Raw genomic sequence first — 25,659 nt, 5'->3', positions numbered from 1 at the left:
GAAAATTTGGAGAGCCAAAAATTTTTAATAATAATTTATTACATTTTCAAGTAAGAGTAAGTTGGTGATGCTTCCTATACCGCCGGGAACTGGTGAGTAGGCACTTATTTTTCCATCTACAGATTTTTCGTCAAGGTCGCCTCTGTATTTCCCCTCCTTATTTTTTGAAGTGCCAATGTCAATTACAAGAGCATCTTCATTAAAATAAGTCTCGTCTAAAGTTTCTGCGCGACCCATGGCCGTAAAAATAATTTCTGCCGACCTTGTGTGCTTTTTTAAGTCCCTTGTGCCCACATGGCAAATTGTAACTGTGGCAAGATCATTTAATAAAAGCATGGCAAGGGGCTTACCCACAACATTGGAGTGGTTGATTATAACAGTATCCTTGCCCTTTAAATCATAGCCATAAAATTTTAAAAGCTCATAGGCTGCCTTTGGGGCAAGGGGAGTGAAACCACTGACATCTCCACCGAAAACTCTCGCCATGTTTAAGGGATGCATGCAGTCCACATCTTTTTTTGGATCTAGGGCAAGAGAAATTTCTTCTTCGTCAAAATTTTCTGGAAGAGGTCTAAAGACAAGTATGCCTCCAATACTTTCATCATCATTTAACTTTTTTATTGCATCAATGATTTCATCTTGGCTGGAATCTTTTGCAAATTCCTTTACATCAACCTCAATGCCAAGTTTTTCTGCCGTCTTTTTTATTCCCTTTTCATAGGCAAGGCTGCCGTAGTCATTGCCCACTCTTATTATAGAAATAATTGGCTTAGATTTTAATTTTTTTACCCTTTCTATTAAGTCACAGCTTTTTTTATCAACATAATCCTTAGCATATAAAATCTTAGTCATCTTTCACCTCACTTGGAAGGTATACTTCCACTCTTTCTCTTAAAATTTTTATCTTAACTGGCAAGCTTGGTCCCTTATCTCCATCAATATCTAGGCTAACTTTTTCACCGTCAAGGGAATCTATTTCAACTTCTTTAACTGTATAGTGAAGGACATTTTCTCCCTCTTCAACTTCTCCAGCTATGGAATCCTTTAAAGCTTCTAGTCTGTCCTTTAGGGTGTCCCTTGTAAGTATAAATAAGTTTGCCTTGCCACTATTCATCTCTTCGTTTTCTTGGGTAAATTCTAATTTTCCAATTTTATTTGTAAGACCAACTATTAAGTGATCCACAGGTCCAGAATAATCTCCACCATCAGATTTTACTTGGAGCTTATATTCTTCTGATGAAGCTAATTTTTCTATGGACTTCTTTATATAGGCAAGACCACCAAATTTTGACTTTTCTTCTGAGGAGACTTCGTGGATTGCCTCTGGCACTGCACCTATTGATGCAAAGAGGCTGAAAATCTTATCATTTACCTTGCCAAGGTCAATCTTCTTTGTCCTTTTAAAGTCAAAGGATCTTAGGGCAGCTTCCTTGTCATCATCTATTCCAAGTTTCTTTGCCAATAAATTTCCCGTACCCCCTGGCAAAATTAAAAGTTTAGCCCTTGAAGAAGTTTTATGCATGCCCAATAAAACTTCATTTACAGTTCCGTCACCACCATAAACTCCAATAGCATCAATATCCTTTGTCTCTTCTACAAACCTTGTGCCGTCGCCTTCTTTTTTTGTCTCCCTTAAAATTACTTCTTCAAAATATCCTTCTAAATACTTTTGAACTTCTCCAATAAACTCTTCTCCACTTTCATCTCCAGAATTTGGATTGTAAATAAATAAAATCTTCATTATAAGTACCTCTCTTTATTAATAAACTATCATGCCGCCGTTAGGCGAAATAATTTGTCCTGTCATATAGGAATTTTTCTCTGAAATCATAAAGGCAACTAGCTCTGCTATCTCTTCAGTGGTAGCAAGCCTACCCATGGGAATTTCCTCAGATAAAATGCACAAGTTTTCTTCTCCTATTTCCTTGGTCATTGGTGTATCAACTGCGCCTGGCGCAATAGCATTTACCGTTATGCCAGAGTAGCCAAGTTCCTGTGCCAGGGCCTTTGTAAGCGCATTTATAGCGCCCTTACTTGCAGAGTAATGACTTTCCATGGAGCCACCAACTATGCCCCAAATAGATGACATATTTAAAATTTTTCCCGCATGCTTTTCTAACATATAGGGAAGAGCTGCGTGAATGGAATTGTAAACTCCCTTTACATTTACATCAAAAATATTATCCCAAGTTTTTTCGTCAATGTCTTGGAAAAGTGCATAGCTAGAAATTCCTGCATTGTTTATGAGTATATCAACGCCCTTAAATCTTTTTGAAACTTCATGAAACATTTCTTCCACTTCAGAAAATTTTGTCACATCTGCCTTTATGGCAAGGGCATCTTTTCCCATAGTTCTAATTTCTTCTTCTAATTTTTTTGCTTCTTTTTCAGATTTATTGTAATTTATTATAATTCTATAGTCTTCTCTTGCCAGTCTCTTGGCAATGTCTCTGCCAATACCTCTTGAGGCACCAGTTATAAGTACAGTCTTCATGTCACACCAACCTTTAGTCTCATTATAGCAAATTTATTTTAATTCTTTAATTAGATAGACATAAAAAAATTTATAAAGCAAAAAAACTATGTCAGAGACATAGTTTTTTCTAGGTAAATATGCATTTTTGTTAAATATCTAGTCTTGCTTCTTCTTCGAAGTTTTCTTCTGGAATAGGTCTTTTTACAATGTACTTGTAATAGATTTTTTCAACTGCCATTGAAATAGCGTTATCGCCAGTTACGTTAGCTGCTGTACCAAAAGAGTCTTGAGTTAGATATAGTGAAATTAAAATTGTAGCAAGTGTTCCTGATGATTCAATTCCTACTACTGGTAAGAATGGAAGTGCACTCATTACTGCTCCACCAGGTGCTCCTGGTGCTGCTACCATGGCAACTCCTAGGATACCGATAAATTTAAGAATTAGTGGGAAAGAGTGAGGCATATCAAACATTGTAAGTAATGTGAATACGCAAGCTGTTAAAGTAATCATTGATCCAGCTAAGTGAACTGTTGCACAAAGTGGGATACAGAATTCTCTAATTTGTCTTGTTACGCCCATTTTTCTGTTACAAGCAACATTTACAGGGATAGTTGCTGCTGAAGATTGAGTTCCTATAGCTGTTAAGTAAGCTGGAACTGCTGCTCTTAAGCATTTGAAAGGATTTCTTCCTGTGTATGCGCCTGATGCTGTAAATAGAACAACCATGTAAAGTGAATGCAAAATAATAATGCATAGGAATATTTTCCAGAATATTGCAAGAATTGCAAATACTGAACCTGAATATGATAGGTTACAGAAGTTACCAAAGATAAAGAATGGAAGTAGAGGTATTACGAATCTAGCTAATACTAAATTTATGATTTCGTTGAATTCGTTAATTCCCTTATAGAAAACTTCTCCGCTTCCCTTTGCTCTTAGTGCTGAAACTGTAAGTCCTAGCATAAATGCAAGTACAAGTGCTGCTGTTACATCAATGAAAGCTCCTAGTGGAATTTCAAAGAAAGGTGCAATTTCATTTGTAGTTGCCTTTTGAACTTGATCTGCAAGTTCTGGTTTAATAAAGCTTGGGAATATGCTTCTTGCCATAGTGTAGGATAAAGATCCAGCAACTAGTGTAGATGCATAAGCAAGTGCAACAGTTACTCCTAAAAGTTTACCAGCACCTTCAGATAGGTCTGCAATACCTTTAGATACAAAGGCGATGATCATCAATGGAATAATGAAGTTTAAGAACTTTCCAAATAATCCAGAGATTGTGATTGCAATTTTAGTTACTACTGCTGGACAATATTGACCAACAATAATACCTAGTGCAATAGCTATAATAAGTCTAGGAATTAGACCTATTTTTTTCTTTTTTTCTGTCATTTTAATCCTCCTTAATATTCAAAAACTCGGCTCTAATACATTGTCCGGTTTTTGTACCTGCTAGCCCGCCAAGACCAGTCTCCCTAATTGATTCATGTAGTAGATGCCCAACTTCACCCATTGCTTGACAAACTTCGTCAAAAGGTACAATAGATTTAATACCTGCAAGGGCCATATCAGCTGATATGAAAGAATTCATAACACCTGAGGCATTTCTAAAAGTACATGGATACTCTACTAGTCCTGCAATTGGATCGCAGGCCAGCCCCATTACATTAATAAGTGTAATGCTGGCTGCATTTAGTGCTTCTTCTACGCTTCCGCCAAGCATCTCTACTAATGCAGCTGCTGCCATAGCACTGGCAGAACCACATTCAGCTTGGCATCCACCTTCAGCACCGGCAAATGTTGCATATTTACCAATAATTTGCCCTATTCCTATTGATGTCAAAAGTCCATTTATTAAAGTCTCGTCATCTAAACCATATTTGTCTCTTGCTGCCATTAAGGCTGCAGGCATAATACCTGAACTTCCAGCAGTTGGCGCTGCTGCAATAGTTCCCATATTTGCATTGGTTTCAGATGTGGAAAAGGCCATAGCCATTGTCCTAACTAGAAATTTGCTAGTTAAAGGATCTTTTTCTTTTTGATAGTCGTTCATCTTCTTTGCAAAGCCGTCTATCATTTTATATTCAGTGTCGTAAGTTTTATCTAGTGTTTCATGCGATGAAGCTTTCATAACATCTAAAATATCTTGAAGCTTTTTCTTCATCTCTTCTTCAGTCATTTTAAGGGTCTTTGTCTCTCCCTTTAATACTAAGTCATAAAGGTGAAGATTTTCACTTTCGCATACTTCTACAATTTCTTTAGCAGTATTTAACATTTAAACCTCCACATATTTTGAAGTTAAATATCTAGGATTATTTAACAAAAGATTTTTTAAATTTTCATTGGCATTTTCGTCTAGCTCAACAGTTAGGGTTACAATTTCAGTAAGCATATCCTTAGATGTGTTAATAGATTCAATATTGTAATTTTCATTAGCTAAAGCTGTGGAAACTTCGGCGATAACGCCCTTTTGTTCATTATATTGGAACAAAAATGTAGGAAATTTGCCATCAAATTCAACCTTTATTCCATTTATGTCAACGATTATCATATTGCCTCCGCCAATTGAGGAGCCAATAACATATTCGCTACTTCCATCTTTATAATTAAATTTTATTTTAACTGTATTTGGGTGATACTCTTCTCCTAAATTCATTGGGATGAAAGAGTAGTTAAGGCCTCTCTCATCAGCAATCTCATAAGCCCTTCTAATAGAATTATCATAGGTCTTAAAGCCCATTATTCCGCCTAAAAGTGCCCTATCAGTGCCATGACCCTTATATGTATATGCAAAAGAACCGTGCAAATAAAATTCCACGCTTTCATAATTACTAGGACAAATTTTTGCAGCAACTCTTGCAATCTTGCAAGCGCCTGCAGTGTGTGATGACGATGGACCAACCATTATGGGTCCAAGGATTTCAAAGGAACTATATTCTTTCATTATTTAACCCTCTCCTTGCTATTCTATTTTAGCATAAAGTGTTAAATTTGTGAATTAAATTTAACATTCCTAAGCCCTCTAAACAACAAATTTTTAGTCAATAGTTGATTATAAATAGATTTTATATTGTATGAAAATAAATCATTTAATTTAATCTATTACAGTATTGATAAAAATAGTAATATTGTCAAATAATTGTTGAAAGTATAACAGATTTACTATAATATTAAATTTGAGGATATTATTTTCATTAATAAGGAGGAATTAAATGAAAGAAAACAAAAAACAGGTTAAAAACCAGAACGATGTTGGCGGCTTTCTGAAAGGCGTAGAAAGAATTGGTAATAAATTACCACATCCTGCCATGATTTTTGCAATACTGAGTGTAATCGTAATCATAGTATCATATTTTGCAGCAAAATCAGGCTTAAGTGTTACATATTTCGATGCAAAAGCTGGAGAAAAAGTTACTAAAGAAGCTGTATCTCTATTAAATTGGGAAGGACTAGCTTATATCTTTAACTCTGCAACAGAAAACTTTACAGGCTTTGCTCCACTAGGAACAGTTCTTGTAGCAATGCTTGGGGTTGGTGTTGCTGAAAACAGTGGACTTTTTGATGCTACCTTAAAAAGACTACTATCAAATGTAAACCCAACACTTTTATCAGCCACAGTTGTATTTGCTGGCGTTATGTCAAATATTGCATCTGATGCTGGATACTTAGTAGTAGTTCCACTAGGAGCTCTAATCTTTGCAAATGCAGGTCGTCATCCCCTTGCTGGTATTGCCGCAGCCTTTGCAGGCGTAAGTGGTGGTTTCTCTGCCAACTTATTACTTGGTACAACTGACCCCCTACTTACAAATATTACAAATGAAGCCTTAAAAGCTGGTGGTATAGACATGACTCTTGCCGCTACTTGTAACTGGTACTTCCTATTTGTATCAACTTTCTTAATCACAATTATTGGTACCTTTGTAACTAATAGAATTGTAGAAAAGAACTTGGGAGAATATCATGGCTCCTATAAGGCTAGTTCTACACCTCTTACAGATGTGGAAAGAAAGGGACTTAGAAATGCTCTTATAGCTTTCATAGTCTTTGTAGCAATAATGGCATTTTTGATGTTCCCAGCTAATGCTCCTTTTAGAGCAATAGAGGAAGGAAAAGACATGAAAACTCTTAAGTACTTCTTGGGTCACGGACTTATACCAGCTATGCTACTACTTTTCATGATTCCTGGTCTAGCTTATGGTAAAACCGTTGGAACAATAAAAAATTCCCACGACCTTGTTGAAGCAATGACAAAGGCAATGAAGGGCATGGGCGGATACCTTGTTCTTGCTTTCTTTGCAGCACAGTTCGTAAAATATTTCAACCAAACAAACTTGGGACTAATTCTTGCAAAAAACGGAGCAGACTTCTTAGAGTCAATTAAGTTAAAGGGACTTCCGCTATTACTTATGTTCATCTTGCTTTCAGCTTTCTTAAACCTATTTATGGGTTCGGCTTCAGCAAAATGGGCAATCATGGCTCCAATCTTTGTGCCAATGATGTATAATCTTGGACTTTCACCTGCACTTACACAAGTCGCTTATAGAATTGGTGACTCTTCAACAAACATCATCACACCACTTATGTCTTACTTCGCAATGATCGTTGTATTCATGCAAAAGTATGACGAAGAATCTGGACTTGGAACTCTTACTTCAATGATGCTTCCATATTCAATGTTCTTCTTATTATGTTGGACAGCTTTAATGATAGTATGGTATCTAGTGGGACTTCCTGTTGGACCAGAAGCACCACTTCATGTCCAAGACATGATAACAATGTTATTTATCTAAAATAAAATATTCTCAAAAAATAATCCCGGTGGAAATTTTCCATCGGGAATTTTTTAATCTTAAAAACAAATTCTAAAGATTTCTATTTATTTTTTCTTAAAGATTGTTAGCCCACACCAAAGTCTGTTATTTCAAATAAAATATCGACACGAGGATCATCTTCAAGGTACCTATATTTTTCTACAAACCACTTAACGAGTTCATCGTCTCTTTTTATATCTGTGGAGTTGTTCATAAAAATATTTACTGTCGCATGAGAAAAGTTTTTTATAATTTCCATGTCTTTATCAATCATTTCTCTTGTCTGACCCTTTATGCCCACCATGACACAGGGAGAGTCAAAATATTTTTTAACTTCCCTATAGTCTTTAAAGTCGGCTCCCTTTTTTAAGATGTTTTCCCTAAAGTCATTGTCAAAAGTTTCTATTCCTGTTTTAAAAGTTATGGGAACTTTAAAAAAATCTCTTATCTCATCTAATCTATTCCTATAAATCCAATGAGCTTCAAAAAATAAGCGCTTTATATTTTTTTCCTCAACAATTCTCTTTATTTCTCTAAGAGTCGCTTCTGTCAAATCAAAAACTGAGGCTGAGTCAATGACTTCTAGGACTCCAAATTCTCCAGTGACATTTTTTAAAACTTCAAAATTTATCTCGTCAATTTTTTTATTGTCCACTTCGTTGTCTTCTATATAATCACAAAAAGTACACTTGCCCCACTTGCAGGGTCTTGCCTTAAGAAGGACAATTTCTCTTTTTGTCTTATTTGTAATTTTTGAATATCTATTGATAAAATCATCTCCCCAAATAAAATCAATCTTCTCTAAATATTTTACCACAAAAACTTTACACTTGGCTTGGTGTAAATGTTGACACTTTCCCTTATTTTCTTTATACTAAAGCTTGCACAATATAGTAAATATGTGAAAAGTTTAATGAAATGTTAATAATTTATAAAATAAGTTTTAATATTTTTAATGTATAATAGTAAAAATAGATAAAATATAAATAATTGTGAGGAAATATATGGCAGTAAAAATAATTGTAGGATCAACTTGTGACATAGAAGAAAATATTAAGAAGGACTTAATTGTTGTGCCCCTTCACGTAACTTTTGGCGAAGAAGACTTTTTAGATTCAGTTGATATTACAAAGGATGAATTTTATGAAAGGCTTGAAAGGAAGGAAGAATTTCCAAAGACAAGTCAACCAACACCTGTGGCTTTTATGGATGCCTACAAAAAAGTTATTGATAAGGGCGACGAGGCTGTGGTAATTGTCTTGTCATCAAAATTATCTGGAACTTATCAAAGTGCAAAGATAGCTAGCCAAGGTCTTGAGGATAAAATTTTTATTGTAGATAGCTTAAATGTTTCAAATGCAGAGGGAGCTCTCGTTGATTATGCCATGAGGCTTGTAAGAGAAGGAAAGTCTGCAAGAGAAATCGCCGAACTTTTGGAGGAAGCAAAGAAAAGACTTCGACTTGTAGTTTTAGTTGACACCTTGGAATACCTTGAAAGAGGTGGAAGAATTTCAAAGACATCTGCCCTTATAGGTGGACTTTTTTCTGTAAAGGTTCTTCTTTCCATGGAAGATGGAGCAATTGCAAGTATTGGCAAGGCAAAGGGCGTAAAAAATGCCAACAATTTATTTATTAGTGAAATTGAAAAGCATGGCTCTATTGATTTTTCCATGCCCCTTAAACTTGGCTACACAGGTAGAGACAGAGAAAAGATTGAAAAATATTTGAGAGAGACAAAAAATCTATGGGAAGATAAAATTTCTTCTCCAGAGTTTATACAAATAGGAAGTGTAGTTGGCACTCACACAGGTCCAGGTGCTCTCTTCCTTGCATACTTTAGCAATTAATTTTAAAGTTCCTTTAGGGGGAACTTTTTTTGTCTAATAAAAACTTTAGAGTTTTGTAGTTAAAGGAAGCTTATATTTTAGTTTGTTTCATGATTTTAAATAAAATTATACCTAATTAAAAAACAGAAAACATATTAAATTTCTTTATGTAGGTCATATCTTCGCGGTTTAAAAGAAGTTTCTTCTGCAATTCTTTATTTTCATCTAAAATTTTTGTTGAAAAAAGCATCTTTATAGCAGCTGGCATTATTGGCCTAATTGAAATGCCACTCCAAAGTCCCCACCTTATTTCTGAATCAACAAAGGGTGATAATATAGATATAATGGGCTTTTCAAGATCTGTGTATTTGTTGATCAGATTTATTCTAGTTATACTGTCAAAATGCTCAATGTTGCCAGAATAGGTGTTTTCACATATATAGGGAAATTCATAATCTGAAATATTCATATACATACAGACGCTGTGCTCTTCATCCTCTTCTCTTCTTATCTCAATGAGGGACTTAACAATTTTTGAATTCCTCCCATCGTAATAATAAGAATATATTTTTGAATCGTATTTAAAAAATTTAGGTACCTTATCCAAGTCCATAGATTTTTCCTTAGCTTTAATAATATTTTGGGGTATTAGATTAGTTATTTCTATTTCAAAGACATCACTAATCTCCTTTAAGGTAATCAGGTCAATATTAATTTCTCCATTTTCATATTTTGATACTGCTGACTTGCTTTTATTTATCTTCTTTGCCAAGTCATCTATGGTCATCTTTTTTACCTTTCTAATTTTCTTTATTTTTTTACCAACCTCTATTAAATATTCATCCATAAAAATTCACCAAATTTCCTATAAATATTCTTTTAATGGTTTTTTTACTTAAATAATTTACTTATTTATAATTTTATCATATTAAGGCTAATTTTTCCACTTGAGAGAAACTTCTTGTGAAAAAGTTTCCTTATAGTAGATTTAAGTCAAAAAAATAATTTTTCTTACTTGCTATACTTGTTTTATGAGGTGAAAAATGAATAAGTTAAATTTAGAAATTAAGTATGATAGACGTGGAAGTAACAGCGTAAAATGGGACCACAAAGATTTTATTGATCCAAGAGCAAGTGATGAGGCTCTTCCTCTTTGGTTGTCTGATATGGAGTTTAGAGTAGCCGATGAAATTATAGAGGCCCTGTCAAAAAGAGTTGACCATGGTTTTTTTGGTCAGTCAATGCCTGGTCAAAAATATTTTTCATCTATTCAAAGCTGGTACTATGAAAGATTTTCTTGGAAAATAGAAGTGGATTCAATATTTTATTCTCCTGGTGTCCTCCCAGCCATTGGTTTTGCCATAAATTCTTTTACCAAAGAAGGAGAGGGAATTATAATTCAACCTCCAGTATTCTATCCCTTTGCACAATTAATTGAAGAAAACGGCAGAAAGGTTGTTAATAATAATTTAATCAACGAGGACGGTTACTACTATATTGACTTTGATGATCTTGAAAATAAAGCTAAGGATCCAAATAACACTATGCTTCTCCTTTGCTCTCCTCATAATCCAGTTGGCCGTGTCTGGAAAAAAGAAGAACTTTTAAAAATTATTGAGATTTGCAAAAAATATGATTTAACTATTTTCTCTGATGAAATTCACTGTGATTTAACAAGAAAAAATGTAAGGCATTATCCCCTTATGAGTCTCGGTGCTTATAAAAAGATTGCTGCCGCTGTAGCTCCAAGTAAAACTTTTAATGTTGGTGGGCTTCCCATAGCTCAAATTATTATTGACCACAAGAATTTAAAAGATAAGTGGAACAAAGAAACTTATGGAAAGCACTTCATTAGATTTGCTCCACCCCTTGACATGGTTTTGTGTGAGACAGCCTACTCCCACTGTGCTTATTGGGTTGATGAAGTAATGGAATATGTTGAGGATAATTTTGATTTTATTGTTAAGTTCTTAGAAGAAAAACTTCCTAAAACAAAATACAAAAAACCTGAGGGAACTTTCTTAGCTTGGATAAATTTTGGTGCTTATGTAAATCACAAAGACCTTATGGACCTTTTAATTACAAAATACGACTTGTTAATTGAAGATGGCATTGTCTTTGGTGAACCAGGCAATGGTTATTTTAGACTTAGCATTGCCTGTCAAAGAGAGGTTCTAGAAGAAGGTTTGAATAAAATAGTCCAAGCAATAAAGGAGTTACAAGCCTTATAAAAAATTAAATCTCCCATTTATAAAATATTTCTTCAGCAAAATAATATTTATTTAATTTTAAAGTTCCTTTAGGGGAACTTTTTTCTATATAATTTTTTTCTTTTTTAAGTTATTTATTAAGAGTAGTTTTTATAATTATTTTTTGAGAAAGGAAGGAAATTATGGAGGAAAAGAAAATTATCCTATCGGGCATTACTTTTCGCTACGAGGATTTGGAAATTACTGATGAAGTCATGGAAAATATAGAGGACTTTTTACTGGACTTAGAGAATAGCCCCGATGGAATTTACGACAGCTTCTTTATGTATAAGGATGGCGACAACTTAATTATTTACTAATTTTTAAAGCTAGGGATGACCCTGGCTTTTTTTATAAAATTTGCCAAGACTTTATCGCCAACTTTATTTTTAATTTTTCTAATTTTTGCCTAAATTTAGATTTCTTTATCAAATTATAAATCTGTGGTAAAATGAAGAAGACAGGAGTTGATTTATTGGAAAAAGAAACTGATTTTAAGGGACTCTTCAGACTTTTTACTAGGTCTATATTTATTTCCATGATTGGAATGATTTTTCCCTTTCTTTATATTTTATTTCCTTCTATGTATGTAGTTGAATCTGTAAAAGAAGGAATTATAAAAGTGATGGCGACTTTAATTGCAGTTGTCCTCCTAATCGGTGCTATCTTAGGACCCATGGAGGCAATAATAATTTTTACAATTTTTGGACCCTTCATCTTAATTTTTCACTATATGATTACAACAAATAAAAGTGTTGCTGCCACAATTATGGCAACATCTCTTATATTTTTTACATCTATAATGGTTTTATTTTTTGCCTTTGGCATAAATAGTGAAGTGCTAAATTCAAGGGAAACTATTAATTCCATTACAGGCTTTTATACAAATATTGCCAAGGAAGCTGGGCTATCACAAGGCGATTTATCAAATTTTGCTGCAAGTGCAGAAATTTATTACAAGAGATCTTTACAAATTCTTCCCTCTGTTTTAATCATTATTTCTGTAGTTACTTCCTATGTAACTTACACTACAGCTGGAAGAAGTCTCCTTTCAAAGGGAAAGTTTATTATGCAACCTTCTTCTCTTGAATTTTTAAAATTCCCAAGAGAAGTTATTATGTTATCCATTGCTACTCTTGCAATTTTTTCTTTGACTGGCGATTATTTTGGTCCCAGCGGTGAGATTTTTATGATTAATTTAATGAATTTAGTTTTTTTCATGCTCTTTGCAGCAGGTATAAGCGTTCTTAAATTTTTTATGACCAGGTTTGGCTTTAAGAGTTTTTTACAATATCTATTAATTGGTCTTTGCCTAGCTATCTCGACCCTACAAATTTTTGTTATGATACTTGGCGCCCTTGACCAAATTGTTAACTTTAGAAAAATTAATTAAGTGGGAATATTATGAAAGATAATTATAAAATTAGTGATTTTCTCCCCTATCTTATTTTTGGTATTGCTGTTGTTATTATTTTAATAATACTAAAGCCAATTCTTGGTCTTGTTTCAATTTTGGCTTTGGCATATATTTTTTATATAAGCTATTCCGAAATCAAAAATAAGAATGAAGAGACAATTAAACACATTGAAAATTTAAATGAAAAATTCGACTCTTTAACTAAGGAAGCTATTTTTGATATGCCCTTTCCCCTTGTAGTTACTGACGAAAAGGCAAAAATCCTCTGGTACAACACTCCCTTCATAAATTTATTTAAGGAAAAGAGCGTGCTAGATAGAGACCTTGAAAATTTAGTTAAAGACATTGACATGTCAAATGTCATAAGTAGAAGTGGCGAAAGCACTCTTCCTATTGAGATCAACAAGAGATCCTTTAGTGTCTACACAAATGTTGTGGAAAATAAGTCTGAAAATAAGGAAGGCAAGTCTGTGCTCCTTTACTTTGTAGACAACACTGCCTACAAAAATTTAAAGGACAAGTACACCTCTGAGTATCCAATTATTGCAAAGATTGAAGTGGACAATTTCTCTGAGGCTGTAAGTTCTGCCCCATCAGAAATCAGACCCCTACTCATTGCAGAGATTGACTCAACTATTTCTCAGTACTTTGAAGAGTACGACGCCCTAGTTAGAAAAATGGACGAAGATTTGTACCTTGTTGTAATGACTTATAAGTCTCTAACTATTTTAAAGGACAAGAGATTTGATATCTTAGATGACCTTAGAGATTTAAACAAGGGAAACTCCATTCCAATAACCTTATCTATTGGAGTTTCTTCCTTTGGACTTAATTTTAAAGATGCCTACCTTGAAGCTGACTCATCACTTGATTTGGCACTAGGTCGTGGTGGTGACCAAGCCGTTGTAAAGGTTGACGACAACTATGCCTTTTTTGGTGGCAAGTCAAAGGCTGTTGAAAAGAGAAATAAGGTTAAGGCAAGAGTTATAGGTGAAGCCTTAAAACAATTAATTGACAGATCTGAAAATGTCTATATTATGGGCCACCAAAATCCAGACATGGATGCCATTGGTGCTGCCATAGGTTGTCTTCGTGCAACCTTAAATAGGAATAAGGAGGGCTTTATAGTTCTTGAAAAGTCCAATCCTTCTATTGACAATTTAATTGACAGGATGAAGGAAGAAGAGCCGGAAATTTATGAAAAGGTGATTTCTAGAGATACTGCCATGAATACTATAAAGCATTCTTCTCTAATAATTTTAGTGGACAATCACAAGCCATCCTTTACAGAGTATCCTGACCTTTTAAAGGAAACTGGTCAAATAGTTGTAATCGACCACCACAGAAGGGGCAAGGAATTTGTTGAAAATCCAGTTTTAACATATTTGGAACCCTATGCTTCTTCCACTTGCGAGCTTATAACTGAAATGCTAACTTATATGTCTGATGACTTAAATTTAACTCACTTTGAAGCTGATGCTCTCATGAGTGGAATAGTTGTAGACACAAAAAATTTCTCCTTCCAAACTGGAGTGAGAACCTTTGAAGCTGCTTCAGTTTTAAAGAGGGCTGGGGCAAATATGTTAAAGGTAAAGGCACTTTTCCAAGACGACTTTGACACTATGCTTTATAGGGCAGATGTAATTCACAACACAAAAATTATCCACGATAATATTGCTGTTTCCAGATTTGAAAAGGCGGCAAAAAATTCCGTCCTTGTGGCTGCACAAGCTGCCGATGCCCTACTTGATATAAACGGCATTGACGCATCCTTTGTTTTAACAATTAACGATGGCAAAACTCACATCTCTGGCAGGTCTCGTGGAGAAGTTGTATCAGTTCAACTTATACTTGAAAAAATTGGCGGCGGCGGTCACTTAAATATGGCTGGAGCTCAAGTTGACACTGATGATTTAGATGAAGCTGAAAAGATTTTAATAGAAGCTATAGATGAATATTTAGAAGAAAATAAAAGCGAGGAATAACATGAAAGTAATTTTATTAAAGGACGACAAAAACTTAGGAGCTAAGGGAAGCATAGTTAACGCAAAGACTGGCTACGCTCGTAACTTTTTAATCCCAAGGGGAGTTGCCATTGAAGCTACTCCTGAAAATATGGAAACTTGGAAGAAAAATAAAATTGAAGAAGAAAAGTTAGAAAAGGAAAACCGCGCCAAGGCCAATGAAGTTAAGAAAAAAATTGAAGAAGTAACTTTAACTATTAAGGCAAAGGCTGGCGAAGGCGGAAGACTTTTTGGCGCAATAACTTCACAAGACATTGCTAAAAATTTAATGAGCGAATACAAAATTGAAGTTGACAAGAAAAAAATTGACTTAGCTGAAAATATTAAAGAAGCTGGCATGAAAAACATCGACATAAAATTATATCCAGATGTTACTGCAACTTTAAAGGTAAATGTTAGACCGGAATCTTGATTGATATGGATGTTAAGGACCAATTAGATTTAAATTCTGTTGAAAATATAAAAATGCCTCCTCACAGCTTAGAGGCTGAAGAATCTGCCCTGGGCTCTATGATGCTATCCAAGGAAGCTATAACCTCCTCTATTGAAATTTTAAAGACAGAGGACTTTTATCAAGATGCTCACAGAAAAATATACGATGCAATTTTAAATATTTACAACAGAAATGAACCTGCAGATGTAATAACCATTGCTGAGGAACTGAAAAAAACTGACTCCCTAGAAGAAGTTGGCGGCATAACTTATCTTGCCGATTTGTCTTCTAATGTAACTGCTGTGTCAAATATTAGGTCTTACTGCAAAATTATTAAGGAAAAGGGAATCTTAAGAGAATTAATAAATGCCTCTGACAAAATTATTTCCGCTGCCTATTCATCAGATGCAAAGGCAGAACTTATAATCGAGCTTGCAGAAAAGTCTGTATTTGACATTACTCAGGACTCAACAAAAAATGGACTTGTAAATATAAAAAATATTGCCCTTGAATCCTTCTCTGACTTGGAAAAGAAGGCGCAAAATCCAAATGCCTTAACTGGTCTTACAACTGGCTTTGTAGATCTTGACAGAAAAATTTCAGGGCTTCAGAAGTCTGACTTAATTTTACTTGCAGCAAGACCTTCCATGGGTAAAACTGCTCTTATGGTAAATATTGCCACTAACGCAGCCCTAAGAGGGGGCGCATCAGTGGCAGTCTTCTCCCTTGAAATGAGCAAGAACCAGCTTTTCCAAAGAATTATTTCATCAAATGCCCATGTGGATTTGCAAAAAGTTATTTCCGGCAACTTAAATGAGGAAGAGTGGACAAAAATTATTAACACCATGCCCATTGTCTCCAATTTAAAAATTGAAATTGACGACACTGCCGGCATATCGCCCCTTGAACTAAAGGCCAAGTGCAGAAGGATGAAGGTGGAAAAGGGACTTGACTTAATTGTAATAGACTACTTACAACTTATGCAGATGAACTCCCGAGTTGAGTCAAGGCAACAAGAAATTTCTGCCATTTCAAGAAATTTAAAGGCAATTGCAAAGGAACTTGAAGTGCCAGTTATTGCCCTATCACAACTTTCTCGTGCCCCAGAACTAAGAACTGACCACAAACCAATCCTCTCTGACCTTCGTGAGTCTGGTGCCATAGAACAAGATGCCGACATAGTAATGTTTTTATACAGAGATGAATATTACACCAAGGAAGAATCAGAAAAGCCAAACATTGGTGAAGTAATTATTGCCAAGCACAGAAATGGTCCTACGGGAACAGTTGAATTAATGTTTAAGAAGGAATTTACAAAATTTTTAAATTTACAAAGAAGTGAATAAATTTTTTAAGGCTCTTGTCTTTATGGCGAGAGCCTTTTATTTTTGTCTCTACAAATGTTATAATAGCTTTGATAAATTTGGAGGTATATATGATTTTAGACATAATAAAAGTAGTGATCCTTGGAATAATTGAAGGACTCACAGAATTTTTGCCTGTTTCATCAACAGGTCACCTAATAATAGCAGACAGCTTCATAAAACTTGAGCCAAAGTCCTTTTCCAATGCCTTTAGCGTAATTATTCAGCTTGGCGCAATTCTTGCCGTAGTTTATTTATACTTCTACGACATCAATCCCATTGCCAAGGGAAAACTTGCACCAGTCATTGGCGAAGAAAAGTACGATAGTTTATCTTTTAAGGAAAAATTTAAGTACAGAGACCTTGAAACTATGAGGCTAATTGCAAAGATAATCGTGGGATTTCTTCCCGCAGCCTTTTTTGGATTTTTGCTAGACGACTTCATCGACGCTCATCTCTTTAATCCAATTACCGTTGCCATAGCTCTAATTTTTTATGGTGTAATAATTATTTTCATGGAAAAAAATAATAGGGACAAAACTTTTAAGTATGAAAACTTAAATGACATAGGACTAAAGACTGCACTTTTCATTGGCTTTTTCCAATGCCTTGCCATGGTTCCAGGCACATCACGCTCTGCTGCAACAATTATTGGCGCCATGCTACTTGGCTGTTCAAGAACAAGCTCTGCAAAATTTTCTTTCTACCTTGCAGTGCCAACTATGCTTGGAGCAACTGCCCTTAAAATTTTAAAAATTGGCTTTTCCTTTAGCTTAAAGGAGTGGTTTTTGATTATTCTTGGCGGCGTGATTTCTTACATTGTTGCCCTAATAGTAATTAAAAAATTCCTTGGCTATGTTCGTGAACACGACTTCATTGTCTTTGGCTACTACAGAATAGTCCTTGGACTTGTAGTTTTATGCCTTGGATTTTTTAACATAATTTGAGGTTTATATGAAAGATTTTAATGTAGGAGTAATTCAACTGCCAGCAAGTGGAGACAAGGAAAAAAATTTAAATACCATGGAAGAATATGTGTCTCGGGCAAAAAAGGAAGGCGCTCATGTAATTTGTCTCCCAGAAATGTGGAACTGTCCCTACCAAAATTCTTATTTCACAAAATTTGCCGAAGAAGATTTTGGGGAAACTTATAAAAAAATGAGCCAGGTGGCAAAAGAAAATAAAGTCTACTTAATTGGCGGCTCAATACCAATTAAGGCTGGTGAAAAAATTTACAACCGCTCCTATGTCTTTGACAAGGATGGCAAAGAAATTTACAGGTATTCAAAGATCAACCTCTTTGACATTGAAGGCTACAAGGAGTCTGATACCATTTCTGGCGGCAAGTCCCTAGGTGTTTTTGAAACAGAATATGGGATTTTTGGTCTTGCAATTTGTTTTGACCTGAGATTTCCTGAGCTCTTCCAAAGTTTTCGTGACTTTGGGGCAGAAGTCATCTTTGTCCCATCAACCTTTATGAAGAAGACTGGCGAAGTTCACTTCCACCTCTTAAATAGGGCTCGTGCAGTTGACACTCAGTGTTATGTAGTTTCACCTGCCATAGCAAGAGATGAGGACCTTTCCAAAAATGCCTACGCCCACTCTTTGTGCATCTCACCAAGAGGCGATATCCTTGCGGACCTAGGTCAAGAAAAAAATCTCGCCGTAATAAAATTGGAAGATGAAAAAGTAAAGAGGGAGAGGGAAAAACTTCCCCTAGAAGTTTCAAGAAAAAATAGAAAATTATATTAGATTAAAAATAAATTTAAGATAGAAAATAATTTTTAAAGATAAAAATAATTTAAAGAAGCCAATGCAAGACGCACTGGCTTTTTTTAGATTCCCTTAGTGTAAAGGTAATAGGAATAAATTGCTGGAAGGACTACAACTATTGCCATAGCTATAATTATTATTAATTCGCTTTTGACAAAGGGCGTAGCAAAAAAACATAGTCCCATAAATATAAAGCAAAGACCGCCAAATCTGTGAGTCCTCCTCCAGTTTTCGTCGCTATTTAAGGTCCAAGGAAGTTTTATGCCCATGGTGTAATTTCTCTTTACCTTTGGCATATAATTTCCAATTGCTATAAATAGGATTCCCATTAAAATAGAAATTATAACTGATGTATTTATATCTTTTCCAAGGCCAGCTAAAATTGTTATGACATAAATTACTATCATCATTATTGGCATGGACATCTTGCTTAAAGTCATTAAAAAATTGTTTTGCCTCTCGTTTTTTGGGTCGTTATCAAGCATAAAGCAGAGAAATAAATTCATAAGGACTAAAAATCCTTGAATCGTTACCATGGCGTGAAATTTTGAGCCGTAGTCATCAGCTTGACCTTGAAAGTTCCAGTGAGTTGGAAGCTCTGCTGGCATTTTGCTATAAAAGAGGGCATTAAAAATTATTAAAATCGCAAGCGATGCAATTATTGAAACTATGCTGTTTTTCCTAAATCTAAATTTATTTTTCATTGTCTTCTCCTCTAAATTTTACAATCCAAGTAAGTAAATCTTCAAATACTGAAGTGTTTAATTCGTAATAAATAAAATTTTTTTCCACTAAAAATTATTTACCGACTCACAATAATTCCTCACCAACACTATTTATTATAGAACTACTAAAAATAGGGCTCGTGAGAGCCCTTTTTGTACTTGATCCCCCAGTTAGACCGGGGGTTTTGTTATTTTGTTTAATTTTAATCGTCTCCTATTACAAATCCTGTGATGCGTGCTTGAATTGCAAGTTGTGTTCTACTTGCAAATCCAGTCTTGTCCAAGAGATGTTGGATATGGGTCTTAACTGTGTTAAGTGAGATGCCTAAGCTGTCGGCGATTTCGTCGTTCTCCACTCCTGTGGTCAGGAGTCTTAAGACTTGGATCTCCCTCGGGGTTAGGTCGGTGGATTTAGTCATTCCCAATTTAACTTCTGGTGTCTTAATTGGATAGATGGACTCTCCATTTAATGTTCTTTCGATTATTTCTAAAATTGTCTTTTCAGATACTTCTTTGTACCAGAAACTTTCGATGCCGATTCCTTTTGCTCTATCCATCCAAGATACTTCCGGCATGCTGGTAACGGCTATTATTTTAAGTTCTGGTCTTAATTTCTTTATCTTCTCCGCTGCATCGAGGCCGTTGGAACCATCCTGCATCAGTATGTCCATGATAACCAGGTCGAGTTTAGTATTTAGTACATAGGTGTCTGCAAACATGGCGGTATCGACGCAGTAGACCACTTCGTAGTCGGGGCATTGGCTGATGTATAGTTTAAACATTTCTCTGGAGACGAACTGATCGTCAACTATCATTATTTTATAGGTCATAGTTTCCTCCTTTTGGCCAGGATAGGTCCAAGGTGAATTGCGGATTAAGTTCTATATTCATCTTACCACCAAAGCTTTTTAACCTTTGATGGATGTTTTTGAGGCCGCCCTTTTCTTTTATCGGTTCTTTGGATAATATGCCGTCGTTTCTTATCTTGCAATGGATATTTAAATCGCCTTCATCTAACTTAATCCATATATTTTTTGCTTGACCGTGGCGAATGGCATTGTTAAGTGCCTCGTGAACTATATCGACCAAGAGATTTAGATTGCCTTCGTCCCTTGGAGTTTCGCCGTCCAAGTGGACAGCAACTCCTATATCTTTTGCGGTGGAGATCAATTTTTCAAAAATTGCTTCATTTTTCGAAGAATTTACCTTTTCACTTAAGAAATCATCTTTTTCATCGAGTATTACGAGACTCTCCATCCATAAATTGATGAGTTTGTCCCGATCTTCCTTGGTCTTTTTGTCCATATCCAGGTATCTTTTAAAATAGATTAGAGACTGACCAATCTTGTCGTGGATTTTGATCTTTGCCTGCAAGATTTCCTTTTGTCTCGTGTACTCTGCCACGTTCTTTTGATATTCTTTGAGACTTCGGTTGATCTTTTCAATCTGTCTATTCTTTTCTTCAATCTTTTGGTACAGACCCCACTCTAGGGTGATTTTATATGCCAAGGTTTCCCTGACATTTTCGTGAAGGACAATCTGTATCTGCCAAATATCTCCCAGTGCTTCTACTATGAGAGGATCTTGTTGCAAGATACGAGCATCCTTTTTTATTTTATTATTTCTTACATCTTCTACACAGGCCACATCGTTTACTAGCATTTTTCCGAATACTGCATAGCTTATGTCCTGCATTACTCTATTTACCAAGAGGGGCGTACCGTCAAGCTTTGAAAAGCAGATGCCGTCAGGGAGATTGTCCATACTTTCCTTGATGGAGTTCTTACCTATGGTACTATTTTTAATCTTTATAAAACTTATTGCAAAGAGGATTTCAAGGGTGCAGAGGAACAAATCTAAGATTATAAATAGGTAAACGGGAAGGTCTAACATAAGTTTTGCAATGTAGAGTTTGCCTGTTCCAATCTCTGCCAAAATTTGCATAGAGAAAAAACTCAATAAAAAGATGAATACACTATGTACAAAATACTTGGAGTATAGCTTACTACTTGCTGTATCGACAACAATCTTTACACTTGCGACCAAGACTAAGGTGTTAAAAAGAAATAGTATGGCAAGGTTATTAGTACTTAGATTTAAAAGAGTCATATATGCCTCCTTCCAAGATAAATACATAGGTTGATTTCATCTTCTGTTAGGTCCTCATCAATGGAGATTCCGCGATTAGCATAGGTGTCTTCATATTTACTTAAGAAAGATTTCGGTTCTACACCGGTAATTTTAATACTTAGGGTAGGTATACGGTACTTTCTATACAGACTCACCTGGAGAATGTCGATACCAGGCATGTAAAATTCCAAGGCATATTGAAAAATTTCGTATAGGTCGAGGCAATACTTTGCATCGAATCTTCCCTTTAAATCCCAATCTAAACTGGTATTAACATCGCTTAGTTTCAAATAGTCGAGGGATTCGCCAAAGGCAAGCCTAAGCTCTGCAAGTTCTAGAATCTTTTTATTCTTCGTAATCAAGAATAGGTTGGAATATCTCTTGATGTACACGTCTAGAAAACACGCGTGTTTTAGTTTTACTTCAAATAGATCTTCATCTTCAGGAAGATTCATCAAGATATATTTAAGCTGATCAAACTGAGGTTTAAGCTTCATTTGAATGTGCTCTCTGATTTCTCTTGCTTCTTCAACCTTGACCATATTTTTTTCCAAGGCATTATTCGCCTTTAGAAGTTCGTTTTCGTTTAACATATCTTCACTCATGGAAAGGAGTTTTCTCTTTAGATTGTTGAAATCTGTAAAATCTACAAACCAAAATGATGTGCCGCCGGTAATATTTGCACTTTCAAGAAGAGTGTCTTCATCTATAAAAATCGGATTTAAAATCGCCTTGTCAACGAGAGCAAGATCTATATCACTGTACTTTTTCGGTCGGAAGATCATCTCTTTATTTGAATCCACAATCCCAATATTTAGAGAAGAAAGCTCAATAAATGATTCGTAGCCTCTGTTGGAAGGCAGAAGTCTCATAAATACCAAAGATTCAATAAATAGTAGCACCATCAAAATATTAAACTCTGCACTCTTGAAGAGGATTTTAACAAATTCGAATGGCTCCCATTCAGTCATGTATAGATAGGTGTAGATAGTCCAGATTACAAGAATGGAGATAGGCAGATTTACTGAAGACATATGGCTAGTTTTAGTTGAATAGAGCATCGTAAATGTGATGGTTAATATAGCTAAGATACCTATGTAGATAAGTATAAAATAATATAGGGGACCGTACAGATTTAGACCTCTAGCATTCGGGTCAACGGAGAAGACTAGCTCGTGGTAGTCGTTGGTTAAGATTAATAACGCAGATACACAAGTAGGTATCCAAAGAAGATTCCAGTACTTGCTTATACTTTCTCTCTCAGATTTCCCAACGTGAAGAGAAGTGAGGAACACGAGCTGAGTTAAAATAAGTGGAAAGACAAAGTAGAAGTTTCTTGCAATTCTTACTGCGTCTTCGTTACCCATAAAGATTTCGTACTTAACAGTTCTCACCGTAAGGTAACAGATGAGAAGTATGGCGATGAGTTTAAATCTTGTGACTATAGAAGGTCTAAGGACTCTATTAATCATATTATGCATCCACATAAAAATTACAATTGTATATAGAACAAGCACCATGGTATGCACAGGGAAATTCACTAAATTATAATAGTCAAGAGCATGTAGAACACATGCAGCTGAAACCAAAAATATAGAAACGATATAACTTAAGATTTCTTTGCGATACATAGTAGCCTCCCTTCAAATAAAATAATTTTATCTAACTATTAATTTAATAAAATAAAGAATTCTTAAACTAATTATATCAAAAAGATTATATTTATACTAATTTCATATATTGAAAAAATTTCAAAATATTTTAAAAAGTCATACTTTCGGGTGATGTGCAAAAGAAAATAATTTTGTAAGATAAAGATATAAAGCAAAATATTTCCATAGGAAAAGGAGTAAGGAGGGAAATTATGAAAAAGATAATAATACTGATCATCGCCGGTGCGTTAATACTTGGACTTTGAATATTAATCTTGACAGAACAACCAGGAATACAAAAGACCCTGGACACAGCAGCATATGTAGACGATGGGAAAATAAAAAGCGAAAACGAAGGCAAAGTTATAATCCTAGCAGGCACAGTAGAACCAGACCTACCATTTAAAGACCCGGCAACAGACGTATCCATTCCATATTTTGCTGCATATAGAAAGGCAGAAATCTTTGGTCACATTAAAAACACAGACTACGAGTACGATTGGTTCTCTTTGAGCGGAGACATAGAGAGTGATAATAAAGGCGTTAATACAAAAGAGCTTAGTTCAAGTAAGCTTATAGCACCAATAAAGATCGGCGAGTATAACATCGATCCGCGCATATTTAAAGAGATAGAAACCATTGACAAGTGGAAAGACATCACAGAAGACGACCTAGGTAATTATGAATTATATATCAAAAGGAGCAAAAACGACGACACTACTTACCTAAGCGAGGATGAATATATTCCAGATGTCATCGAAGGTTACAATGGCATGAAGTGGCAGGACCAAGTAGACAAACAGAGGTACTCCTACGAAGTATATGCTGATAAAGGTCCCCTTGAATTTACCATAGTTGGAATACAACAAGGCGACTGGCTTATGCTAGATGATGATTTAGATATATCATATATAAAAAAGGGAATCCACCCTGGTCAAGACTTCACCGTCGACAATGTAAGTAGCAATAGAACCATGGGCATAGGAATTTCAGGAGTAGGTGCAGCCCTACTAGTCTTAGCAGTTTATTTTTTATTCAAAAGAAAAAAGGAAGAATAGCTAGAATAATTTAAAAAAACGCAAAAATTTTTAAAACCATACAAAAAAATCAAAAAAATTACAAAAAAACACAAAAAAATTATAAAATTTCACAAAATATCATCCTTTCGGGTGATGTGCAAAAGAAAAAAATTTTATAAGATAAAGGTAGAAAGCAAAAAATCTATTTCCATACAAGAAAAAAGGAGGAGAATTATGAAAAAGAAAAGAGAAAGACGCATCGCAATGCTACTAGCAATTATGATGCTTATAATGAACTTAATCGTAAGCCCAGTTTGGGCAGGACCGGGGGATGTTGCCATAAATGAAACAAACTTCCCTGATGAAAACTTTAGGAAGTATGTTAGTACAAACTTTGATACTGATAGTGACGGTAAATTAAGTGATACGGAAATTGCACGCAAAAAATCGATAGACGTTAGAGATAAAGACATTGCAAATTTAAAAGGAATCGAATATTTCACACCACTTAAATGGCTTTATTGTGATGGTAACCAACTAAGCAACTTGGATATAAGTAAAAACACGGCACTTCAAACACTTAGTTGTTCGAAAAATCAATTAACAAGTCTGGACGTAAGTAAAAACCCGGCACTTGAAGAACTTAGGTGTTATAATAACAAACTAACAAACCTGGACGTAAGTAAGAACCCGTCACTTCAAACACTTAAGTGTAATGAAAATCAATTAACAAAACTGGACGTAAGCAAAAACACGGCACTTCAAACACTTTATTGTTCTCTTAACCAACTAAGCACCTTGGATATAAGTAAAAACACGGCACTTAAAGAACTTAGGTGTTATAATTGCCAACTAACAAAACTGGATATAAGTAAAAACACGGCACTTAAAGAACTTTGGTGTCAAGAAAATCAACTGACAGAACTGAATGTAAGTAAAAACCCGGCACTTCAAGAACTTAGATGTGCGGAAAATAAATTAACAAAACTGGATGTAAGTCAAAACAAGGCACTTGATACACTTAGTTGTACGAGAAATCAATTAACAATTCTGGATGTAAGTCAAAACAAGGCACTTTCAGAACTTACTTGTATTGAAAATCAATTAACAAGTTTGGACCTGGGACACCCTAACTTTACAGTTGGTTTAGACGGTCGTGGCCAAAAGTATGATGTTGACATAAGAACAACTGATATGAAAATACCTTATGCAGCTTTTCCGGGCACATTTGACATCAATAAAGCAACAAATATAGTAGGAGCTGATTATAATTTTATAGTTGACATCACAAAACCAAGTACAGTGACCTATGAATACGATACGGATAATTACTACGAAGCGGGATCTTACACAAAAAATTTTAATGTAACTTTAAATATTACCTATTATGTATATATAGTAAGATTTAACACAAACGGCGGAACTGAGGTAAAATTACAAGTAATAAAAACAGGTGAACATGCAACAATACCGACAGCACCGACAAAAGATGGCTTCACATTTGACGGTTGGTATAAAGACGCAGGACTGACAACACCATTTAACTTTGCAACAGAAACAATAAATGCAGACATAACACTATATGCAAAATGGACTCAAAACGTACCACCAACACCAGTAACTTATACTCTGAAAGCAAGTGTAGACGGTGGAAACGGAAGTGTAACACCAACAAATGCTACAAAGAATAAAAATGAAACAGTAACATTAACATTTACACCAGAGACTGGTTATGAAATAGAAGAAGTAAAAGTAAATGATG

24 protein-coding genes are annotated in these 25,659 nt (G+C 35.0%); 12 read left to right on the top strand and 12 right to left on the bottom strand.

Translation table 11 applies throughout. The features are described 5' to 3' along the window. Positions 1-24 precede the first annotated feature (24 nt). The 6 genes from Q0U74_RS04045 to sdaAB form a co-directional block, all read right to left on the bottom strand. Positions 25-852, bottom strand: a complete 828-nt coding sequence (locus Q0U74_RS04045; RefSeq protein ID WP_297392826.1) for a bifunctional 5,10-methylenetetrahydrofolate dehydrogenase/5,10-methenyltetrahydrofolate cyclohydrolase — start codon at positions 850-852, stop codon at positions 25-27. Further along, the gene (locus Q0U74_RS04040) at positions 845-1,741 is read right to left on the bottom strand and encodes a diacylglycerol kinase family protein (protein ID WP_297392825.1); all 897 of its coding nucleotides are present in this window, start codon (positions 1,739-1,741) and stop codon (positions 845-847) included. Before Q0U74_RS04040 ends, Q0U74_RS04045 begins: the two co-directional genes overlap by 8 nt. Before the next feature lie 18 nt (positions 1,742-1,759). Next, positions 1,760-2,494: an elongation factor P 5-aminopentanone reductase gene (gene fabG, locus Q0U74_RS04035; protein WP_297392824.1), complete on the bottom strand. Its 735-nt coding sequence runs from the start codon at positions 2,492-2,494 to the stop codon at positions 1,760-1,762. A gap of 130 nt (positions 2,495-2,624) precedes the next feature. Beyond that, positions 2,625-3,866 carry a dicarboxylate/amino acid:cation symporter gene (locus Q0U74_RS04030; RefSeq protein WP_297392823.1) on the bottom strand — a complete coding sequence of 414 codons (1,242 nt, stop codon included), beginning with the start codon at positions 3,864-3,866 and terminating at the stop codon, positions 2,625-2,627. 1 nt (position 3,867) lies between these two features. Next, positions 3,868-4,749 (bottom strand): L-serine ammonia-lyase, iron-sulfur-dependent, subunit alpha, encoded by an 882-nt coding sequence (sdaAA, locus tag Q0U74_RS04025; RefSeq protein ID WP_297392822.1) that lies wholly within the window; start codon positions 4,747-4,749, stop codon positions 3,868-3,870. Further along, entirely contained in the window at positions 4,750-5,418 is a 669-nt protein-coding gene (sdaAB, locus tag Q0U74_RS04020) for an L-serine ammonia-lyase, iron-sulfur-dependent subunit beta (protein ID WP_297392821.1), read from the bottom strand. It abuts the gene before it with no gap. Between the two features lie 268 nt (positions 5,419-5,686). On the opposite strand from sdaAB, the gene Q0U74_RS04015 reads away from it, so the two are divergent. Continuing rightward, positions 5,687-7,264, top strand: a complete 1,578-nt coding sequence (locus Q0U74_RS04015) for an AbgT family transporter (protein ID WP_297392820.1) — start codon at positions 5,687-5,689, stop codon at positions 7,262-7,264. Between the two features lie 106 nt (positions 7,265-7,370). Here Q0U74_RS04015 and Q0U74_RS04010 read toward each other — a convergent pair whose 3' ends face one another. After that, positions 7,371-8,054 (bottom strand): radical SAM protein, encoded by a 684-nt coding sequence (locus Q0U74_RS04010; protein ID WP_367178315.1) that lies wholly within the window; start codon positions 8,052-8,054, stop codon positions 7,371-7,373. Between the two features lie 235 nt (positions 8,055-8,289). On the opposite strand from Q0U74_RS04010, the gene Q0U74_RS04005 reads away from it, so the two are divergent. Beyond that, a complete protein-coding gene (locus Q0U74_RS04005; protein WP_297392817.1) occupies positions 8,290-9,132 on the top strand; it encodes a DegV family protein in 843 nt (280 codons plus the stop codon). A 115-nt stretch (positions 9,133-9,247) separates the two neighbouring features. On the opposite strand, the gene Q0U74_RS04000 is transcribed toward Q0U74_RS04005, so the two are convergent. Next, positions 9,248-9,958, bottom strand: coding sequence for a helix-turn-helix domain-containing protein (locus Q0U74_RS04000; protein ID WP_297392816.1), 711 nt, complete (start codon positions 9,956-9,958; stop codon positions 9,248-9,250). Positions 9,959-10,154: 196 nt separating this feature from the next. Here Q0U74_RS04000 and Q0U74_RS03995 point away from each other — a divergent pair, with 196 nt between their 5' ends. The 8 genes from Q0U74_RS03995 to Q0U74_RS03960 all read left to right on the top strand — a co-directional run bounded on the left by Q0U74_RS03995 (position 10,155) and on the right by Q0U74_RS03960 (position 18,350). Then, on the top strand, positions 10,155-11,342 hold the full coding sequence (locus Q0U74_RS03995; protein WP_297392815.1) for a MalY/PatB family protein: 1,188 nt from the start codon (positions 10,155-10,157) through the stop codon (positions 11,340-11,342). A 161-nt stretch (positions 11,343-11,503) separates the two neighbouring features. After that, a complete protein-coding gene (locus Q0U74_RS03990; RefSeq protein ID WP_205052205.1) occupies positions 11,504-11,680 on the top strand; it encodes a hypothetical protein in 177 nt (58 codons plus the stop codon). Positions 11,681-11,811: 131 nt separating this feature from the next. Beyond that, complete coding sequence (locus tag Q0U74_RS03985; protein WP_297392814.1) at positions 11,812-12,753, top strand: DUF2232 domain-containing protein; 942 nt, start codon at positions 11,812-11,814, stop codon at positions 12,751-12,753. Between the two features lie 11 nt (positions 12,754-12,764). Beyond that, positions 12,765-14,762, top strand: a complete 1,998-nt coding sequence (locus Q0U74_RS03980) for a DHH family phosphoesterase (RefSeq protein WP_297392813.1) — start codon at positions 12,765-12,767, stop codon at positions 14,760-14,762. 1 nt (position 14,763) lies between these two features. Then, the gene (rplI, locus tag Q0U74_RS03975) at positions 14,764-15,213 is read left to right on the top strand and encodes a 50S ribosomal protein L9 (protein ID WP_297392812.1); all 450 of its coding nucleotides are present in this window, start codon (positions 14,764-14,766) and stop codon (positions 15,211-15,213) included. A 5-nt stretch (positions 15,214-15,218) separates the two neighbouring features. Next, a complete protein-coding gene (gene dnaB / locus Q0U74_RS03970) occupies positions 15,219-16,580 on the top strand; it encodes a replicative DNA helicase (protein WP_297392851.1) in 1,362 nt (453 codons plus the stop codon). Positions 16,581-16,669: 89 nt separating this feature from the next. Next, a complete protein-coding gene (locus Q0U74_RS03965; RefSeq protein WP_297392811.1) occupies positions 16,670-17,545 on the top strand; it encodes an undecaprenyl-diphosphate phosphatase in 876 nt (291 codons plus the stop codon). Positions 17,546-17,552: 7 nt separating this feature from the next. Next, a complete protein-coding gene (locus Q0U74_RS03960) occupies positions 17,553-18,350 on the top strand; it encodes a carbon-nitrogen hydrolase family protein (protein ID WP_297392810.1) in 798 nt (265 codons plus the stop codon). Between the two features lie 83 nt (positions 18,351-18,433). Here Q0U74_RS03960 and Q0U74_RS03955 read toward each other — a convergent pair whose 3' ends face one another. The 4 genes from Q0U74_RS03955 to Q0U74_RS03940 all read right to left on the bottom strand — a co-directional run bounded on the left by Q0U74_RS03955 (position 18,434) and on the right by Q0U74_RS03940 (position 22,698). Further along, positions 18,434-19,075 (bottom strand): SdpI family protein, encoded by a 642-nt coding sequence (locus tag Q0U74_RS03955; protein ID WP_297392809.1) that lies wholly within the window; start codon positions 19,073-19,075, stop codon positions 18,434-18,436. 224 nt (positions 19,076-19,299) lie between these two features. Continuing rightward, the gene (locus tag Q0U74_RS03950) at positions 19,300-19,926 is read right to left on the bottom strand and encodes a response regulator transcription factor (RefSeq protein WP_297392808.1); all 627 of its coding nucleotides are present in this window, start codon (positions 19,924-19,926) and stop codon (positions 19,300-19,302) included. After that, complete coding sequence (locus tag Q0U74_RS03945; protein WP_297392807.1) at positions 19,916-21,205, bottom strand: sensor histidine kinase; 1,290 nt, start codon at positions 21,203-21,205, stop codon at positions 19,916-19,918. Before Q0U74_RS03945 ends, Q0U74_RS03950 begins: the two co-directional genes overlap by 11 nt. Further along, positions 21,202-22,698: a hypothetical protein gene (locus Q0U74_RS03940; RefSeq protein ID WP_297392806.1), complete on the bottom strand. Its 1,497-nt coding sequence runs from the start codon at positions 22,696-22,698 to the stop codon at positions 21,202-21,204. The genes Q0U74_RS03945 and Q0U74_RS03940 overlap by 4 nt, the downstream gene beginning before the upstream one ends. 455 nt (positions 22,699-23,153) lie before the next feature. Between Q0U74_RS03940 and Q0U74_RS03935 the strand changes: the two genes are divergently transcribed. Together Q0U74_RS03935 and Q0U74_RS03930 are read left to right on the top strand one after the other, a co-directional pair. Further along, on the top strand, positions 23,154-23,936 hold the full coding sequence (locus Q0U74_RS03935) for a hypothetical protein (protein WP_297392805.1): 783 nt from the start codon (positions 23,154-23,156) through the stop codon (positions 23,934-23,936). 195 nt (positions 23,937-24,131) lie between these two features. After that, positions 24,132-25,659 (top strand): leucine-rich repeat domain-containing protein (locus tag Q0U74_RS03930; protein WP_297392804.1); only part of this gene is annotated, 1,528 nt, incomplete at its 3' end.

The sequence above is a fragment of the uncultured Peptoniphilus sp. genome (assembly GCF_946998875.1).
GTDB lineage: Bacteria > Bacillota > Clostridia > Tissierellales > Peptoniphilaceae > Peptoniphilus_A.
The sequence above is the reverse complement of the archived record's forward strand: the minus strand, read 5'-3'. Positions and strand labels throughout refer to the sequence as shown.